The 20,266-nt window shown below is 73.2% G+C and carries 1 protein-coding gene; it reads left to right on the top strand.

The window, feature by feature from the left end; genetic code table 11:
- Positions 1-36: 36 nt before the first annotated feature.
- Complete coding sequence (locus CP970_RS03320; protein WP_224058196.1) at positions 37-20,235, top strand: type I polyketide synthase; 20,199 nt, start codon at positions 37-39, stop codon at positions 20,233-20,235.
- The last annotated feature ends 31 nt before the right edge of the window (positions 20,236-20,266 follow it).

The raw sequence follows: 20,266 nt of genomic DNA, 5'->3' as shown, positions 1-20,266 counted from the left end.
CGCTGCTCGACGAACAACTCGGTAGGTCCTGAGCTCATGAACACACCTGAAGGGTCCAAGCACATGTCCAACGAGGAGAAGTACCTCGACTACCTCCGGCGGGCCTCCGTGGACCTGCAAGAGGCGCGCGGCAAGCTGCGCGAGGCCGAGGAGCGCGAGGTCGAGCCGATCGCGATCGTCGGAATGAGCTGCCGGTTCCCCGGCGGCGTACGGTCGCCGGAAGACCTGTGGCGCCTCCTCGAGGACGGCACGGACGCGGTCTCCGCCTTCCCCACCGACCGCGGCTGGGACCTGGAGGCGCTCTTCGACGACGACCCCGACCGGCAGGGCACCTGCTACACCCGCGAAGGCGGGTTCATCCACGACGTCGCGGACTTCGACCCCGGCTTCTTCGGGATATCGCCGCGCGAGGCCGCGGCCATGGACCCGCAGCAGCGCCTCCTCCTGGAAACCTCCTGGGAGGCCTTCGAGCGGGCGGGCATCGACCCGCAGGCGATGCGGGGCAGCCGCTCCGGCGTGTTCGTCGGCACCAACGGCCAGGACTACCTGGCCCGCCTGCTCACCGGAGCGCCGGAAGGCTACGAGGGCTACCTCGGCACCGGCAACGCGGCGAGCGTCATCTCGGGCCGCATCTCCTACACGTTCGGCTTCGAGGGCCCCGCGCTCACCATCGACACCGCCTGCTCCTCGTCCCTGGTCGCCCTGCACCTCGCGGTGCACGCGCTGCGGCACGGCGAGTGCCCGCTCGCCCTCGCGGGCGGCGTCACGCTGATGTCGACGCCGGGCGGTTTCATCGACTTCAGCCGCCAGCGCGGCCTGGCCGAGGACGGCCGCGTCAAGGCCTTCGCCGACGCCGCCGACGGCACCGGCTGGGGAGAGGGCGTCGGCCTGCTCCTCCTGGAGCGCCTCTCCGACGCGCAGCGCAACGGCCACGAGGTCCTCGGCGTGATCCGCGGCTCGGCCGTGAACCAGGACGGCGCGTCCAACGGCCTGACCGCGCCCAACGGCCCCTCGCAGCAGCGCGTGATCCGCCAGGCCCTGGCGAGCGCACGCCTCTCCGCCGCCCAGGTGGACGCCGTCGAGGCCCACGGCACCGGCACGAAGCTCGGCGACCCGATCGAGGCCCAGGCCCTCCTGGTGACCTACGGCCAGGGCCGCCCCGCCGACCGGCCGCTCCTGCTCGGCTCCATCAAGTCCAACATCGGTCACACCCAGGCGGCGGCGGGTGTGGCGGGCGTCATCAAGATGGTCATGGCGATGCGCCACGGCGTCCTGCCCCAGACCCTGCACGTCGACGAGCCGACCTCACACGTGGACTGGTCCGCGGGCGGAGTGGAGCTCCTGACGGAGGCCAAGCCCTGGCCGGAGACCGGCCAGCCGTGGCGCGCCGGTGTGTCGTCGTTCGGCGTGAGCGGTACGAACGCGCACGTGATCGTGGAGCAGGCGCCCGTCGCCGAGCAGGCGGAAACCCCGGAGGCGACGGCGTACGACGGTGGCCTGCTGCCGTGGATCCTTTCGGGCCGCAGCGTCGAGGGCCTGCGCGAGCAGGCCGCGCGCCTGAAGTCCTTCGTGGAGGCGTCGGCCGACCTGTCCGTACTGGACGTGGGCCGTGCGCTGATTTCCTCGCGTGCGGTGTTGGAGCACCGCGCGGTGGTGGCCGGTGCCGACCGGTCGGAGCTGCTCGACGCGCTGACGGCGGTGGCCGAAGGCCGGCCGGCCGGTGGCGTGGTCACGGGCGTGGCCGATGAGCCGGGCCGGGTGGGCTTCCTTTTCTCGGGTCAGGGTTCGCAGCGGCTGGGGATGGGGCGTGAACTGGCTTCTCGTTTCCCGGTGTTCGCCACCGCCCTGGACGAGGTCCTTGATCTCCTGGCTCCCGAGGTCCGTGAGGTCCTCTTCGGTGAGGACGTCGATGCACTGAACGAGACGGGTGTGACGCAGCCCGCCCTGTTCGCGGTGGAGGTGGCGCTGTTCCGCCTCCTGGAGTCGTGGGGCGTACGCCCCGACCTGCTGGCCGGTCACTCGATCGGTGAGCTGGCCGCGGCCCATGTCGCGGGTGTGTGGTCGCTCGCGGACGCGGTGAAGGTGGTGTCGGCGCGCGGTGCGTTGATGCAGGCGCTGCCCGAGGGCGGCGCGATGGTCGCGATCCAGGCGAGCGAGGAAGAGATCGCCGGGGACCTGTCGGAGACCGTCGGCATTGCGGCGGTCAATGGGCCGTCGTCTGTGGTCATTTCGGGTGTCGCGGCCGACGCTGAGGCTGTCGGGGAGAAGTGGCGTGAGGCGGGCCGCAAGGTCAGCAAGCTGCGCGTCAGTCACGCGTTCCACTCGCCGCTGATGGACCCGATGCTGGACGAGTTCCGTACGGTCCTGGCGAGCGTCTCCTACGAGGCTCCCTCGATCCCGATCGTGTCCACCCTGACCGGCGTGCGCGCCACCGCCGACGAGCTGGCCTCGCCGGACTACTGGGTGCGTCACGTGCGCGAGTCGGTGCGTTTCGCCGACGCGGTGCGCACGCTCGCCGCCGAGGGTGTGGGCACGTTCGTAGAGGTCGGCCCGGGTGGCACGCTGACCGCGCTGGGCCGTGAGTCCGCGCCGGACGCGGCCTTCGTCCCCGCCCTGCGCGGCGATCGCCCCGAGGCGCTGGCCGTCACGACCGCCGCGGGACACCTGCACGTGCGCGGTGTCACCGTGGACTGGGACGCCTTCTTCGCCGGTGACGCGGCGCGCCGCGTCGACCTGCCGACGTACGCCTTCCAGCGCGAGCGCTACTGGCTGGACGCCGTACCCGCCGATGCTGACGTCGACGCGGATGCCGCGTCGCTGTCCCCGGTGGACGCGCGGTTCTGGGGCGTCGTCGAGGACGGTGACATCGCCGATCTCGCGCGCACGCTGGACGTGTCGTCCGATGCCCCGCTGAGTGCCGTGCTGCCCCGTCTTTCCGCGTGGCGCAAGGAGCAGCAGGGCCGGACCGCCGTGGAGGGCTGGCGGTACGGGGTCGAGTGGCGGCCGGTGGCCGTCGCGCCCCGGCGCCTTGACGGCACGTGGTTGGTCGTCGCCCCGGCGGGCGAGAGCCGGACCGACTGGGTGCGGGACGCGCTGGTCAGGAACGGCGCCGAGGCGCATGTCCTGACGGTGGACCCGGAGTCGGCCGACTGGGCCGAGCAGTTGAACGGACTGCCCGCGCCGAGCGGTGTCGTCTCCCTGCTGGGGCTCGCGGACGCGGGCGAATCGGTGGTGCCCACCGGGGTCAGGGCCACGGTCGGCCTGCTGCGGGCGCTGGGTGCCGCCGGTGTGACGGCGCCGTTGTGGTGCCTGACGTCGGGTGCGGTGGCGGCGGCCCCGGGCGATCTGGTCGCCGGGTTCGGGCAGTCGATGGTGTGGGGTCTCGGCCGGGTGGCCGCGCTGGAGTCGTCGGATCGTTGGGGCGGTCTCGTCGACGTGCCGGACGCGCGGGCCGACGAGTCGACCGGGGACCTGCTGGCCTCGGTCCTCGCCGGGCTGGAGGGTGAGGACCAGGTCGCCGTACGCGGTACCGGGATCCTCGGCCGTCGCCTTGCCCCCGCCCCGCTGGGCAAGGCGAGCGGGAGCGGCTGGACGCCGCGCGGCACGGTCCTCGTGACCGGTGGACTCGGCGCGCTCGGCGGGCACGTGTCGCGCTGGCTGGCGGGCAACGGCGCCGAGCACGTGGTCCTGGCGAGCCGTCGTGGCGCCGAGGCGGCGGGCGCCGCCGAACTCGAAGCCGAACTGGTCGAGTTGGGCGCTCGGGTGACGTTCGCCGCGTGTGACATGACGGACCGTGACTCGGTCGCGGCGCTCCTCGCGGGTGTCCCCGAGCTGACCGCGGTCGTGCACACGGCGGGCATCGAGCGCTCTGTCGTACTCGCCGACATCGACCCGTCCGACCCGGACTCCCTGGGTGAGTTCGCCGATGTGCTCGCGGCGAAGGCCGTCGGCGCGCGGCACCTGCACGAGCTGCTCGCCGACAGGACGCTCGACGCGTTCGTGGTGTTCTCGTCGATCTCCGGTGTCTGGGGCAGTGGCGGTCAGGCCGCCTACGGTGCGGCGAACGCCTACCTGGACGCGCTGGCCGAGCACCGCAGAGCGGCGGGTCTGCCCGCCACCGCGGTCGCCTGGGGCCCGTGGGCCGACGGCGGCATGGTCGCCAACGCCGGGCAGGACGCCGGGGCACAGCTGAAGCGTCGCGGCCTGCCCTCGATGGCTCCTGCGGTGGCCATCGTGGGCCTGGCCACGGCGTTGGAGAGCGGTGACGGGAACGTCGCCATCGCCGACGTGGACTGGGAGCGGTTCGCGGGCACGTTCATGGCGCAGCGGCCGAGCCCGCTGCTGAGCGAACTCCCGCAGGTGCGGGCCGCGTTCGAGACCGCGGCGCCCGAGCAGGGCGCCTCGGCTCTGGCGCAGCAGCTCGCCGGTCTTGACGAGGCCGAGCAGGAGCGGCAGCTCACCGAGCTCGTCCGATACGAGGCCGCGGCGGTCCTCGGGCACGCGTCCGGCGACGCGTTCCCGGCGACGCGTGCCTTCCGGGACCTGGGCTTCGACTCGCTGACGGCGGTGGAGCTGCGCAGTCGGCTCAGCGAGGTCACCGGGGTCGCGCTGCCCACGACCCTCGTCTTCGACTACCCGAACGCGGCCGTGCTCGCCGCCTATCTGCGGGACGAGGTGTGCGGAGCGGTCGCCGCCACCACCACTTCGGCCACCATGGCCGACGTCTCCGACGAGCCGATCGCGATCGTGGGCATGGCCTGCCGCCTCCCGGGCGGTGTGACCAGCCCGGAGGAGCTGTGGCAGGTGCTCCGGGCGGGCGGCGACGCCGTGTCGGACTTCCCGACCGACCGTGGCTGGGACCTCGAGGGGTTGTACAACCCCGACCCGGACTCGATCGGCACCTCCTACTCCCGGTCCGGCGCGTTCCTGTCGGGTGTGAGCGGCTTCGACGCGGGCTTCTTCGGCATCTCGCCGCGCGAGGCGCTCGCCATGGACCCGCAGCAGCGACTGCTCCTGGAGACCTCCTGGGAGGCCTTCGAGCGGGCGGGCATCGACCCCGCCTCCCTGCGCGGTGAGCGCGTCGGCGTGTTCGTCGGCTCGAACATGCAGGACTACGGCTGGATCCTGAGCGCCTCCGCCGAGGACTCGGGCGGTTACGCGGGCACCGGCAACGCGGCGAGCGTCGCCTCAGGACGCCTCTCCTACACGTTCGGCCTCGAAGGCCCGGCGGTCACGGTCGACACGGCCTGCTCGTCGTCCCTCGTCGCCCTCCACCTCGCGGTGCAGGCACTCCAGAAGGGCGAGTGCGAACTGGCCCTGGCGGGCGGCGTGACGGTGATGTCCACGCCCAGCTCGTTCATCGAGTTCAGCCGTCAGCGCGGCCTGGCCGAGGACGGCCGCTGCAAGGCGTTCGGCGCGGGCGCGGACGGCACGGGCTGGGGCGAGGGCGTCGGCATGCTGTTCGTGGAGCGTCTTTCGGACGCCGAGCGCAACGGTCACAAGGTCCTCGCGGTCGTACGGGGTTCGGCGGTGAACCAGGACGGCGCTTCCAACGGCCTGACGGCGCCGAACGGTCCCTCGCAGCAGCGCGTGATCCGTCAGGCGCTCGCGACGGCCGGGCTTGCCGCCTCCGACGTGGACGCCGTCGAGGCGCACGGCACGGGCACGAAGCTGGGCGACCCGATCGAGGCGCAGGCGCTCCTCGCGACGTACGGCCAGGACCGCGACGCCGACCGGCCCCTGTGGCTCGGCTCGTTGAAGTCGAACATCGGTCACACGCAGGCGGCCGCCGGTGTGGCGGGCATCATCAAGATGGTCATGGCGATGCATCACGGCGTGCTGCCCAAGACCCTCCACGCGGACGAGCCTTCGCCGCACGTCGACTGGACCGCGGGCGCGGTCGAGCTGCTCTCCGACGAGCGCGAGTGGCCCGCCGCGGACCGCCCGTGGCGGGCAGGTGTGTCGTCGTTCGGCTTCAGCGGCACGAACGCACACGTGATCGTGGAGCAGGCGCCGGTGTCGGAGCCGGTAGAGGTCGAGGAGCCGTCCGCGGACGGTCGTCTGCTGCCGTGGGTGCTTTCGGCGCGGAGCGCGGAGGCGCTGCGCGAGCAGGCCGCGCGCCTGAAGTCCTTTGTGGAGGCGTCGGGCGACCTGTCCGTACGGGATGTGGGTCGTTCGCTGGTGTCGTCGCGTGCGGTGTTGGAGCACCGTGCGGTGGTGGTCGGTGCCGAGCGGTCGGAGTTGCTGGAGGCCTTGGACGCGGTGGCTGCGGGCCAGGTGTCCGGCGCCGTGGTGACGGGTGTGTCCGATGAGCCGGGCCGGGTGGGCTTCCTGTTCTCGGGTCAGGGTTCGCAGCGGCTGGGGATGGGCCGCGAACTGGCCGACCGTTTCCCGGTGTTCGCCGCCGCTCTGGATGAGGTGCTTGATCTTCTGGCGCCTGAGGTCCGTGAGGTGCTGTTCGGTGAGGACGCTGACGCGCTGAATGAGACGGGTGTGACGCAGCCCGCGCTGTTCGCGGTGGAGGTGGCGCTGTTCCGTCTCCTGGAGTCGTGGGGCGTTCGCCCTGACCTGTTGGCTGGTCACTCGATCGGTGAGCTGGCCGCGGCACATGTGTCCGGCGTGTGGTCCCTGTCGGATGCCGTCAAGGTCGTCTCGGCGCGTGCGAGCCTGATGCAGGCGCTGCCCGAGGGCGGCGCGATGGTCGCCATCCAGGCGACCGAGGACGAGGTCACTGAGGGCCTCCCCGACACCGTGGGTATCGCGGCGGTCAACGGGCCCTCCGCAGTGGTGATTTCCGGTGTCGCCACCGATGTGGAGGCTGTGAGCGAGAAGTGGCGTGAGGCGGGCCGTAAGGTCACCAAGCTGCGCGTCAGCCACGCGTTCCACTCGCCGCTGATGGACCCGATGCTGGACGAGTTCCGTACGGTCCTGGCGAGCGTTTCCTACGAGGCTCCCTCGATCCCGATCGTGTCCACCCTGACCGGCGTGCGCGCCACCGCCGACGAGCTGGCCTCGCCGGACTACTGGGTGCGTCACGTGCGCGAGTCGGTGCGCTTCGCCGACGCGGTGCGCACGCTCGCCGCCGAGGGTGTGGGCACGTTCGTCGAGGTCGGCCCCGGCGGCACGCTGTCCGCCCTGGGCCAGGAGTCCGCGCCCGACGCGACCTTCGTCCCCGTGCTGCGCGGCGAGCGCCCCGAGGCTTTGACCGTCACAACTGCCCTCGGACGACTGCACGTTCACGGCCTCCGGGTGGACTGGAGCGTCTTCTTCACCGGTCACGGAACACGGCGCGTCGACCTGCCCACGTACGCCTTCCAGCGCGATGACTACTGGCCCGACGTGCAGCCGCTGATCGGCGACGTCGCGGCGGCGGGCCTTGGCCCCGCCGAGCACCCGCTCCTCGGTGCGACCGTCGTGCTCGGTGGCACGGACGGTGTGCTGCTGACCGGGCGTCTTTCGGTGCAGACCCACCCGTGGCTGGCCGACCATGCGGTCATGGGCTCGGTCCTGCTGCCGGGTACGGCGTTCTTGGACCTGGCGGTCCGTGCGGGTGACCAGGTCGGCTGCGACTTGGTCGAGGAGCTGACGCTGGAAGCCCCGCTCGTGCTGCCTGCGAGCGGTGCGGTGCGGGTGCAGGTGTGGGTCGGTGCCGAGGACGGTTCCGGCAGGCGTGAGGTGACCTTCCACTCCAGCGCGGGTGACATGGAGGACGGTCGTTCGTGGACCCGGCACGCCACCGGTGTGCTGCGCGCCGGTGGACGTTCCGTCGGGGAGCCGCTGGTCGAGTGGCCGTCCGCCGGGGCCGAGGCCGTGAACCTGGACGGGTTCTACGAGGCCATGGCCGAGGCCGGCTTCGGCTACGGTCCGGTGTTCCAGGGCCTGCGGGCCGCCTGGCGCAACGGTGACGAGGTGCTCGCCGAGGTCGCGCTGCCCGACGGCGTCAAGGCGGAGGGCTTCGGCCTCCACCCGGCGCTGCTCGACGCCGCGCTGCACGCCACCGGCCTGACGAACCAGGCCGACACCACCGGCAAGCTGCCCTTCTCCTGGTCCGGTGTGCGCCTGCACGCCTCCAGCGCGACGGCGCTGCGGGTGCGCCTCACGACCACAGGACCTGACGGGGTGTCCCTGGCGATCGCGGACGGGGCCGGTGCCCCGGTCGCCACGATCGACTCGCTGATCCTGCGCCCGGCCGCCCCGGTCCAGGCCGCCACCGACGAACGCGACGACGCGCTCTTCGGCGTCGACTGGGCGCCGGTGCCGCTGGTCGAGGACGCCACTCCGACGGTCGAGTGGACCAGTAACCTGACTGAACTGGCCGCTGCTGGCACCGAGTTGGCCGACTACGTCGCCCTTTCGTGCCCGGTCGATGCCACCTCCGACCCGGCCACCGACGCGCACCAGGCCGCGCACTGGGCGCTCGACGCGGTCCAGGCGTGGCTCGGTGAGGAGCGGTTCGACGCCGCGCGTCTGGTCGTCGTGACGCGCCGCGCGATCGCCACCACCGGAGACGAGGACGTACGCAATCTCGCTCACGGAGCCGTCTGGGGTCTGGTGCGCTCGGCGCAGTCCGAGAACCCCGACCGGATCGTCCTCGTCGACCTCGACGAGAACGACGAAGCGTCGTCGCTGGACGCGCTGCCCGCCGTACTGGCCACGGGCGAGCCCCAGTTGGCGCTGCGGTCCGGCACCGCCAGCGCCCCGCGCCTGGCCCGCGCTGCCCGGTCCGTCGTGGACGAGCCGGGCTTCGGCGAAGGCACGGTCCTGATCACGGGTGCGACCGGCACCCTGGGCGGCCTCGTCGCCCGGCACCTGGTCGCCGAGCGTGACGTCCGCAACCTGCTGCTGGTCAGCAGGCGCGGCGCCGACGCCGAGGGAGCCGCGGAACTGCGCGACGAACTCACCGCCCAGGGCGCCGAGGTGACGTTCGCGGCGTGCGATGTGTCCGACCGTGAGGCCGTCGCGGCCCTCCTGTCCGCGCACGAGATCTCCGCCGTCGTCCACACCGCCGGTGTCCTGGACGACGGAGTGATCGGCTCGCTCACTCCCGACCGCATCGACGGCGTGTTCCGTCCGAAGGTCGACGCCGCCTGGCACCTGCACGAGCTCACGCGGGATCTCGACCTGTCCGCCTTCGTGATGTTCTCTTCCGCCGCCGGTGTGTTCGGCGGTCCGGGTCAGGGCAACTACGCGGCGGCGAACAGCTTCCTCGACGCGCTCGCCCAGCACCGCCGCGCGACCGGTCTGGCCGCGACGTCGCTGGCCTGGGGCCTGTGGGCCACGGGCGGTGGTATGGCGGGCAGCCTCGACGACACCGACGTACGCCGCATCACCAGCGGCGGCGCGATTCCGCTGGGTCCTGCCCAGGGCCTCGCCCTGTTCGACGCGGCGACCTCCACGGGGCGTGCGCTCCTCGCGCCCGTGCCGATGGACTTCGCGGTGCTGCGTCGGTTCGCCCGGACCCATCCCGTACTCCACCTGCTGCGCGGTCTGGTGCGGAACACGGCCCGCAGGACCGCCGAGGCCGCCGACCGGTCCGCGCTCGCGCAGTCCCTCGCGGGGCTGACCGAGGGCGAGCGGGAGAAGGCGCTGCTCGACCTCGTCCGTACGCACGCCGCCGCTGTGCTCGGCCACAGCTCGGCCCACGCCGTCGAACCCGACCGCGCCTTCCGCGAGTTGGGCTTCGACTCGCTCAGCTCCGTGGAGCTGCGCAACCACCTCAACGCGGCCACCGAGCTGCGACTGCCCGCGACGCTCGTCTTCGACCACCCGAACCCCGCCGCGCTCGCCGCGTTCATCAGCACCGAGATCGCGGGCGTGCCCGTCGTGGCCGCGCCCACGCACACGGCCGTCGCGGTGTCCGACGAGCCGATCGCGATCGTCGGCATGAGCTGCCGCTTCCCCGGCGGTGTCGAATCGCCGGAGGACCTGTGGCGGCTCGTACTCGACGGGACCGACGCCATCAGCGAGTTCCCCGTCAACCGAGGCTGGGACACCGACGCCCTGTACGACCCGGACCCCGATCGTACGGGCAGCTCCTACACCCGTGAGGGCGGCTTCCTGCACGACGCCGACATGTTCGACCCGGCGTTCTTCGGCATCTCGCCGCGCGAGGCCCTCGCCATGGACCCGCAGCAGCGACTGCTCCTGGAAACCTCTTGGGAGGCCTTCGAGCGAGCGGGCATCGACCCCAACTCGGCCAGGGGCAAGGCAGTCGGCGTCTTCGCGGGCGTCATGTACCACGACTACGTGGCGCGGTTGCGCTCCGTCTCGGAAGAAGTCGAGGGCTACCTCGGCACCGGCGGCTCCGGCAGCGTCGCCTCCGGTCGCGTCGCCTACGCGCTCGGCCTCGAAGGCCCTGCCGTCACCGTCGACACCGCCTGCTCCTCGTCGCTGGTCGCCCTGCACTGGGCGATCCAGGCGCTACGCCAGGGCGAGTGCACGATGGCGCTCGCCGGTGGTGTCGCCGTGATGTCGACGCCCAGCACGTTCATCGACTTCAGCCGCCAGCGCGGCCTCTCTGGGAACGGCCGGTGCAAGTCGTTCTCCGACAGCGCCGACGGCACCGGCTGGGGCGAGGGCGTCGGCATGCTGCTCGTCGAGCGCCTCTCGGACGCCCGCCGCAACGGCCACCCGGTCCTCGCGGTCGTACGCGGCTCCGCGGTGAACCAGGACGGCGCGTCCAACGGCCTGACCGCGCCGAACGGCCCCTCGCAGCAGCGCGTGATCCGCCAGGCGCTGGCCAGCGCGGGCCTCGCCCCGTCCGACGTGGACGTCGTCGAGGCGCACGGCACCGGCACCACCCTCGGTGACCCGATCGAGGCGCAGGCCCTGCTCGCCACCTACGGCCAGGACCGCGCCGACGACCAGCCGCTCCTGCTCGGCTCCATCAAGTCGAACCTCGGCCACACGCAGGCCGCCGCCGGTGTCGCCGGTGTCATCAAGATGGTGATGGCGCTGCGGCACGGCGTGCTCCCGCAGACCCTGCACGTCGACGAGCCCTCGTCGAAGGTGGACTGGTCGGCGGGCGCCGTCGAGCTCCTCACGGAGTCCAGGGCCTGGCCGGAGACCGGTCGAGTGCGCAGGGCCGGTGTCTCGTCGTTCGGCGTGAGCGGCACGAACGCGCACACCATCATCGAGCACGTACCGGGAGACGACAGCGCCCCGGCCCCGGCCGACGGCGGCGTCGTGCCGTGGGTGCTCTCCGCGCGGACCGCGGAGGCACTGCGGGACCAGGCCGTACGGCTGCGGGAGCACGTCACGGGCGCGCCCGCCGAGGCCGATGAGCCGGGCAGCCGCGCGCAGGACATCGGGTACGCATTGTCGACGACCCGGTCGGCCTTCGAGCACCGGGCGGTCGTCGTGGGCGACGACCGCGCGGCCCTCGTGGACGGGCTCGCCGCGCTGGCCGAGGGACGCCCGTTCCCCGGCCTGGTCACCGGCTCCGTCGCCCCCGGCGGCGTGGGCTTCCTGTTCTCGGGTCAGGGTTCGCAGCGGCTCGGCATGGGCCGTGAACTGGCGTCTCGTTTCCCGGTGTTCGCCACCGCCCTCGATGAGGTCCTTGATCTCCTGGCTCCCGAGGTCCGTGAGGTCCTCTTCGGTGAGGACGCGGATGCGCTGAACGAGACGGGTGTGACGCAGCCCGCGCTGTTCGCGGTCGAGGTGGCGCTGTTCCGGCTTCTTGAGTCGTGGGGTGTACGTCCTGACGTGCTGGCCGGTCACTCGATCGGTGAGCTCGCCGCGGCACATGTGTCGGGTGTGTGGTCCCTGACCGACGCCGTCAAGGTCGTGTCGGCTCGTGCGGGTCTGATGCAGGCGCTGCCTGAGGGCGGCGCGATGATCGCGATCCAGGCGACCGAGGAAGAGCTCGCCGGGGACCTGTCGGAGACCGTGGGTATCGCGGCGGTCAACGGGCCCTCGTCGGTGGTCATTTCGGGTGTCGCGGCCGACGTGGAGGCCGTCGCTGAGCGCTGGCGCGAGGCGGGCCGCAAGGTCAGCAAGCTCCGTGTGAGCCACGCGTTCCACTCGCCGCTGATGGACCCGATGCTGGAAGACTTCCGTACGGTCCTTGAGAGCGTGTCGTACGAGGCTCCCGCAATCCCGATCGTTTCGACCCTGACCGGCGCACGTGCCACCGCCGACGAGCTGGCCTCGCCGGACTACTGGGTGCGCCACGTACGCGAATCGGTCCGGTTCGCCGACGCCGTGAAGGCGCTGGCAGCGGAGGGTCTTGTCACCTTCGTAGAGGTCGGCCCCGGCGGCACGCTCTCGGCCCTCGGCCAGGAGTCCGCGCCGGACGCCGCCTTCGTCCCCGTACTCCGTACCGATCAGGCGACCGATCAGCCGGAGGAGTCCGCGCTGGTCTCCGCGGTGGCGCAGTTGTGCACGCGGGGCGTACGCCTGGACTGGGAGGCGTTCTTCGCCGGTCGTGGCGCGCGCCGCGTCGACCTGCCGACGTACGCCTTCCAGCACCAGCGCTACTGGCTTGAGGCCGGAGTGGGCGCGGGCGACCTGAACGCCGCGGGACTCGGCTCTGCCGGGCACCCGCTGCTCAGCGCGATCGTCGACACGGCGGACTCGGACGAGCAGCTCTTCACCGGCCGCCTGTCCGTGGAGACCCACCCGTGGCTCGCCGACCACGTGATCCAGGGCTCGATCCTGCTGCCGGGGACGGCGTTCCTGGAGCTGGCGATCCGGGCGGGTGACCAGATCGGCTGCGACCTGGTCGAGGAACTGACCCTCGAGGCACCGCTCGTGGTGCCCGAGCGCGGTGGCGTACGCGTGCAGGTGCAGGTGGGCGCGGCCGACGGGACCGGGCGTCGCTCGGTGACCGTGCACGCCCGTGACGACGACGGTGACGTGTGGGTGCGGCACGCGAGCGGTGTGCTCGTGGACGGCGCGGAGGCGTCGCCGGCCGGTCTCGGCGCGTGGCCGCCCGCCGGGGCGCAGTCCCTGGACCTGGACGGTCTCTACGACCGCATGTCCGACGGCGGCTTCGGCTACGGTCCGGTGTTCCAGGGCCTGCGGGCCGCGTGGCGCAGGGGCGATGAGGTGTTCGCCGAGGTCGCGCTGCCCGAGGGCGTGGAGGCGGGCGGTTTCGGTCTGCATCCCGCGCTGCTCGACGCCGCGCTGCACGGCATCGGCCTGATGAGTGAGGCCGAAGGACCCGGCAAGCTGCCGTTCTCCTGGACCGGTGCGCGGCTGCACGCCTCCAGTGCGACGGCGCTGCGGGTGCGGCTCTCGCCCGCCGGATCGGACGGCGTCGCCATGACGGTCGCGGACGGGGCCGGTGCCCCGGTCGCCACGATCGACTCGCTGGTGCTGCGCCCCGTGACGGCGACGCTGTCGCGCCAGGGCTGGGAGTCGCTCTTCCACCTGGACTGGGTGTCCGCACCGGCCGCCGCACAGAGCGCGGGTACGGTCGCGGAGTTCGCGGACTGGGCCGCGCTGCGGTCGGCCCTGGACGCGGGGGAGACGCTGCCGGACCATGCCGTGGTGCGGTGCGTCGTCTCCCATGACGCGGACCGTGACGCGGACCATGACGCGGACGACGTACGCCGAGACGTACTGAGCGCCCTTGAGCTGGTGCAGGGTTGGCTCGCCGACGAGCGGTGCGCGGCGTCGCGGCTCGTTCTCGTGACCCGTGGCGCGGTGGCGGTCGGGTCCGGGGACGACGTGCCCGACCTGGCCTCCGCCGCCGTGTGGGGCCTGGTGCGGACCGCGCAGGTGGAGAACCCCGACCGCCTCGTCCTGGTCGACGTCGACGATGCGGAAGCGGACGGTTGGCGGCCCGCCGTGGCGACCGGGGAACCCCAGGTCGCCGTGCGGGACGGAAGCGTCCGCGTCGCCCGGCTCGCACGCGTCAAGGCCGAAGTCGGCTCTGACGAACCGGCGTTCGGGCCCGAGAGCACGGTCCTGGTGACCGGCGCGTCGGGCGCCCTCGGCGGTCTGTTCGCCCGGCACCTCGTCGAGCGGCACGGCGTCGGCAGGCTCGTCCTGGCCAGCAGGCGCGGCACGGCCGCGCCGGGCGCCGACGCACTGCGCGACGAACTGGTCGCGCGGGGCGCCGAGGTCGCCGTGGTCGCCTGCGACGTCGCCGACCGCGACGCGCTGGCCGCGCTGCTCGCCGAACACCCCGTGACCGCCGTCGTCCACACCGCCGGTGTCCTGGACGACGGCACGATCGGCTCGCTGACCGCGGACCAGATCGACACCGTGTTCCGGCCCAAGGTCGACGCGGCGCGGCACCTGCACGAGCTGACCCACGACCTGGACCTGACGGCGTTCGTCCTGTTCTCCTCGGTGGCGGGCACGCTCGGCGCGCCGGGTCAGGGCAACTACGCGGCCGCCAACGCGTTCCTCGACGGGCTCGTCCGGCGCAGGCGCGCCCAGGGCCTGCCCGCCACGTCGCTGGCGTGGGGCCTGTGGGCCGACGGCATGGGCGCCCAGGTGGCGGACTCCGCCGCCAACGGCCTGTCCGCCGACGAGGGCGTCACGCTGTTCGACGCCGCCGTCGCCGGGGCGGAGCCCGTCGTCGTACCGATGCGGCTCGACCTGCGGGCCGTACGTGAACTCCCGGTGATCCCGCCGGTGTTCAGCGGCCTGGTGCGCACCACGCACCGCAGGACGGCAGGGAGCGGCGCCGACCCGGCGGGCGCTCTTCGGGGCCGCCTGGCGCCGCTCACCGAGGACGAGCGCGAGCGGGTGCTCCTGGACCTCGTCCGCACCCAGGTCGCCATGGTCCTCGGCCACGCGGGACCGGAGGCGGTCGCCTCCGGACACGCGTTCACGGAGCTCGGCTTCGACTCGCTGACCGCCGTCGACCTGCGCAACCGGCTCAACACGGCCACGGGCCTGCGCCTGCCCGCCACGCTGGTCTTCGACTACCCGACCCCGACCTCGCTCGCCGCGTTCGTCGGCGCCGAACTGGCGGGCGAGCCCGCCGACCTGGTGCCCGCGCGCCCGGCCGTGGCGGTGACCGGAGCCGGGACCGAGGCCGACGAGGCGATCGCCATCGTCGGCATGAGCTGCCGCTACCCCGGTGGCGTCCGCTCGCCGGAGGACCTGTGGCGCCTGGTCGTCGACGGCGCGGACGGCATCACGCCGTTCCCGACCGAGCGCGGCTGGGACGTGGAGGCGCTCTACGACCCGTCCGGTGAACGGGGCGGCAGCTCCTACACCCGCGAGGGCGGCTTCCTGCACGACGCCGACATGTTCGACCCGGCGTTCTTCGGCATCTCGCCGCGCGAGGCGCTCGCCATGGACCCGCAGCAGCGACTGCTCCTGGAAACCTCTTGGGAGGCCTTCGAGCGTGCGGGCATCGACCCCAAGTCGGTGCGGGGCAGCGCCACCGGTGTGTTCGCGGGTGTCATGTACCACGACTACGCCACGCAGCTGCACAGTGCGCCCAAGAGCGTCGAGGGCTACCTCGGTACGGGCAACGCGGGCAGTGTCGCCTCCGGGCGCCTCTCCTACACGTTCGGCCTCGAAGGCCCCGCGATGACCGTGGACACGGCGTGCTCGTCGTCCCTGGTCGCCATGCACCTCGCGGTGCGGGCGCTGCGCTCCGGCGAGTGCACGCTGGCGCTCGCGGGCGGCGCGACCGTCATGGCGACGCCCGGCGCGTTCGTCGACTTCAGCCGCCAGCAGGGCCTTTCGCCCGACGGCCGCTGCCGTTCGTTCTCGGACGACGCCAACGGCACCGGCTGGGGCGAGGGCGTGGGCATGCTCGTCCTTGAGCGGCTCTCGGACGCCCGCCGCAACGGCCACCAGGTCCTCGCGGTGATCCGCGGCACGGCGGTCAACCAGGACGGCGCGTCCAACGGCCTGACCGCGCCCAACGGACCCTCCCAGCAGCGCGTGATCCGCCAGGCCCTCGCCAACGCTGGCCTGGTACCCGCCGACGTCGACGCCGTCGAGGCGCACGGCACCGGCACCACCCTCGGTGACCCCATCGAGGCGCAGGCCCTGCTCGCCACCTACGGCAGGGACCGCGCGGGCGACCCCCTGTGGCTCGGCTCGCTGAAGTCCAACATCGGCCACACCCAGGCCGCCGCGGGCGTCGGCGGCGTCATCAAGATGGTCATGGCGCTGCGCAACGGCGTCCTGCCCAAGACGCTGCACGCCGACGAGCCCTCGACGAACGTCGACTGGTCCGCGGGCGCCGTGGAACTCCTCACCGAGGCACGGCCGTGGCCCGAGGCGGACCGGCCCCGGCGCGCGGGCGTGTCGTCGTTCGGCTTCAGCGGCACCAACGCGCACGTCATCGTCGAGGCCACGTCGGACGACGAGGCGCCGCGTGGCACCGAGGCGCCGATCGGACCGTGGCTGCTCTCCGGCCGTACCGAGGGCGCCCTGCGCGACCAGGCGGCGCGGCTGCGCGACCACCTCACCGAGCGGGCGGGACTCGACCCGGTGGACGTGGCGCGCGCGCTCGCGACCTCGCGGGCCGGGTTCGAACACCGGCTCGCCGTCGTCGGCCACGACCTGCCCGACCTGCTGGCCGGGCTGACCGACACCGTCGAAGGCCGTCCGGTCGCCGGGGCCCTGAGCGGTGTCGCCGAAGAGCACCGGGTCGGCTTCCTGTTCTCTGGTCAGGGTTCGCAGCGGCTCGGCATGGGCCGTGAGTTGGCGGACCGGTACCCGGTGTTCGCCGAGGCACTGGAGGAGATCCTCGACCTGCTGGCTCCTGAGGTGCGCGAGGTTCTCTTCGGTGAGGACGCGGACGCGCTGAACGAGACGGGTGTGACGCAGCCCGCGCTGTTCGCGGTCGAGGTGGCTCTCTTCCGGCTCCTTGAGTCGTGGGGCGTACGTCCTGACGTGCTTGCCGGTCACTCGATCGGTGAGCTCGCGGCGGCACATGTCGCGGGTGTGTGGTCGCTCGCGGACGCGGTGAAGGTGGTGTCGGCGCGCGGCGCGCTGATGCAGGCGCTGCCCGAGGGCGGCGCGATGGTCGCGATCCAGGCGACCGAGGCCGAGGTCGCCTCGGACCTCCCGGACGGCGTGGGCATCGCGGCGGTCAACGGCCCCTCGGCGGTGGTCGTTTCCGGTGTCGCGGCCGATGCGGAGACGGTGGCGGAGCGCTGGCGTGAGGCAGGCCGCAAGGTCAGCAGGCTCCGCGTCAGCCACGCCTTCCACTCGCCCCTCATGGACCCGATGCTCGACGAGTTCCGGCAGGTCCTGGCAGGTGTGACCGCCAGGACGCCGGAGATCGCGATCGTGTCGACGCTCACCGGCACCCGTGCGGGCGCCGAGGAACTCGCCTCGCCCGACTACTGGGTGCGGCACGTGCGCGACTCGGTGCGGTTCGCCGACGCCGTGGTCGCCACGGGCGCGGACGTCCTCGTCGAGATCGGCCCCGGTGGCGTCCTGTCCGCGCTCGGCCAGGAATCCCTGCCCGACGCCGACTTCGTCCCGGCGCTGCGCGGCGACCGTCCTGAGGGCGACGCGGTCATGACCGCGCTCGCCGCCCTGCACGTGCGCGGCGTGCCCGTCGACTGGGCCGCCTACTACGCGGGCACCGGCCACACCGTCGAGCTGCCGACGTACGCGTTCCAGTACCAGCGGTTCTGGCCCGACACGAGCATGCGGCCCGTCACCGACGCGTCAGGACTCGGGCTCGGCTCCGCCGACCACCCGCTGCTCGGCGCCGCGGTCACCCTCGCGGACGAGGAGGGCGCCCTGTTCACGGGCAGGCTGTCGTTGCGTACGCACCCGTGGCTGGCCGAGCACGCGATCATGGGCTCGGTGCTGCTGCCGGGCACGGCGTTCGTCGAGCTCGCGGTGCAGGCCGGTGACCAGGTCGGCTGCTCCTGCGTGGAGGAACTGACCCTGGAGTCGCCCCTGGTGCTGCCCGCACAGGGCGGCGTACAGGTCCAGGTGCGGGTCGGCGCCCCCGACGCGTCGGGCCGTCGCCCGGTGACCGTGCACGCCCGCGACGAGGACGGCGACCTGCCGTGGGTCCGGCATGCGAGCGGCACCCTGACGGACGACGCGGGCAGCCCCGCCGACCTCGGCGCGTGGCCGCCCGCGGGAGCCGATCCCGTGGACCTGGACGGGTTCTACGACCACATGTCCGACGGCGGGTTCGCCTACGGGCCGCTGTTCCAGAACCTGCGGGCCGCATGGCGCAAGGGCGATGAGGTGTACGCCGAGGTCGCGCTGCCCGACGACGTGGAAGCGGGCCGGTTCGGTCTGCATCCGGCGCTGCTCGACGCCGCGTTGCACGGCATCGGTCTGATGGGCGAGGCGGCCGAGGGGACCGGGAAGCTCCCGTTCTCCTGGACGGGCGTACGCCTGCACGCGGTCGGTGCGACGGTGCTGCGGGTCCGCCTTTCACCCGCCGGTTCGGACGGCGTGGCCATGACGGTCGCGGACGGCTCGGGCGCTCCGGTCGCCACGATCGACTCGCTGGTGGTACGTGCGGTGGCCCCGGGCTCGCTCGGTGCGACGCGCGGACACGAGGCGCTGTTCCGTACCGACTGGGTGCCCGCCTCGGCGGCGGCCCGGAACGCCGGTTCGGTCGCGGAGTTCGCGGACTGGGCCGCACTGCGGTCGGCCCTGGACGCGGGGGAGACGCTGCCCGAGAACACCGTGGTGCGCTGCGCGCGTTCCGCGGACATGACCGCGGACGCGGTGCACCGGCAGGCCCACACCGCCCTCGAGCTGGTGCAGGGCTGGCTGGCCGACGAGCGGTGCGCGGCGTCGCGGCTCGTCCTGGTGACCCGTGGCGCGGTGGCGGTCGGGTCCGGGGACGACGTGCCCGACCTGGCGTCCGCCGCCGTGTGGGGCCTGGTCAGGTCGGCGCGGTCCGAGAACCCGGACCGCTTCGTCCTGGTCGACGTCGAGGACGAGCACAGCTGGAAGTCGGCCATCGGCAGCCCCGAACCCGAACTGGCCGTGCGCGCGGGCGAACCCTTCGCACCGCGGCTGGTGCGGGCCCGCCCGGAGCAGCCGGAAGGCGCGGGCTTCGGCGACGGCGCCGTCCTGGTGACGGGCGCGAGCGGCAAGCTCGGCGGCCTGGTCGCGCGACACCTCGTCGTACGACACGGCGTGCGGAACCTGGTCCTGGCGAGCAGGCGTGGCGAAGTCGGCTCGCTGCACGGCGAGTTGACCGAGCTGGGCGCCGAAGTCGCCGTGGCCGCCTGTGACGCGGCGGACCGCGAGGCGGTGGCGGCGCTCCTCGCCGAGCACCCCGTGACGGCCGTCGTGCACGTGGCGGGCGTCCTGGACGACGGCGTCGTCGGCTCGCTGACGCCGGAGCGGATCGACACCGTGTTCCGCCCGAAGGTCGACGCGGCCTGGAACCTGCACGAGCTGACCCGCGACCTGGACCTGTCCGCGTTCGTGGTGTTCTCCTCGGCCGCCGGTGTCTTCGGCAACCCCGGCCAGGGCAACTACGCGGCGGCCAACGCGTTCCTCGACGCGCTCGCCCAGCACCGCCACGCCCAGGGCCTGCCCGCGACCTCGCTGGCCTGGGGCCTGTGGGACGGCGAGGACGGCATGGGCGCACGCCTCGCCGAGACCGGCGCGGCGGGCCTGACCCCCGAGGAGGGCCTGGAGCTGTTCGACGCGGTGGCCCTTGGCGCGGACCCGGTCGTCGTGCCCATGCGGCTCGACCTGCGGGCACTGCGCGCGGCGGCCGTCGTACCGCCGCTGCTCAGCGGTCTGGTGCGGACGACCACCCGCAGGGCGGCGGAGACCGGGGGCGACCCCGCGGCCGCGCTGCGGGACCGGCTCGCGGCGCTGCCCGCGAGCGAACGTCCCTCCGCCCTGGTGGACGTGGTCTGCACGCACGTCGCGGCGGTCCTCGCGCTGCCGGGATCCGAAGCGGTCGACGAGCGGCGCGCGTTCACCGAGCTCGGCTTCGACTCGCTCACGGCGGTCGAGCTGCGCAACCACCTCGGCGCGGCCACCGGGCTGCGGCTGCCCGCGACGCTGGTCTTCGACTACCCGACCCCGCTCGACCTGGTCGGCCACCTCGTGGACACGCTCGTCGTGGACGAGCCCGGCGGCGTGGCGCCGCTGCTCGCCGAACTCGGCCGCATCGAGGCGAGCTTCGCCGCGGTCGAGCCCGGCGGCGACGCGGACGACCTGGTCGGCGCCCGCCTGACGGCGCTGCTCACCGCCTGGCGCGACAGCCGCGCCGACGTCGCCGAACCGCAGGCGGCCGACGACCTCGACGCCGCGACGGACGACGAGATGTTCGACCTGCTCGGCAAGGAATTCGGCATCTCCTGACCCGCCGCCCTGCCACACCACTTGCACGACG

Source organism: Streptomyces kanamyceticus (assembly GCF_008704495.1).
Classification (GTDB): Bacteria; Actinomycetota; Actinomycetes; order Streptomycetales; family Streptomycetaceae; genus Streptomyces; species Streptomyces kanamyceticus.
This window is presented reverse-complemented; position numbering and strand designations above follow the sequence as displayed.

What these genes read in the sequence shown, in the direction of transcription:
- CP970_RS03320 (WP_224058196.1), top strand. Translation starts at nt 37, where the DNA reads ATGAACACACCTGAAGGGTCCAAGCACATGTCCAACGAGGAGAAGTAC.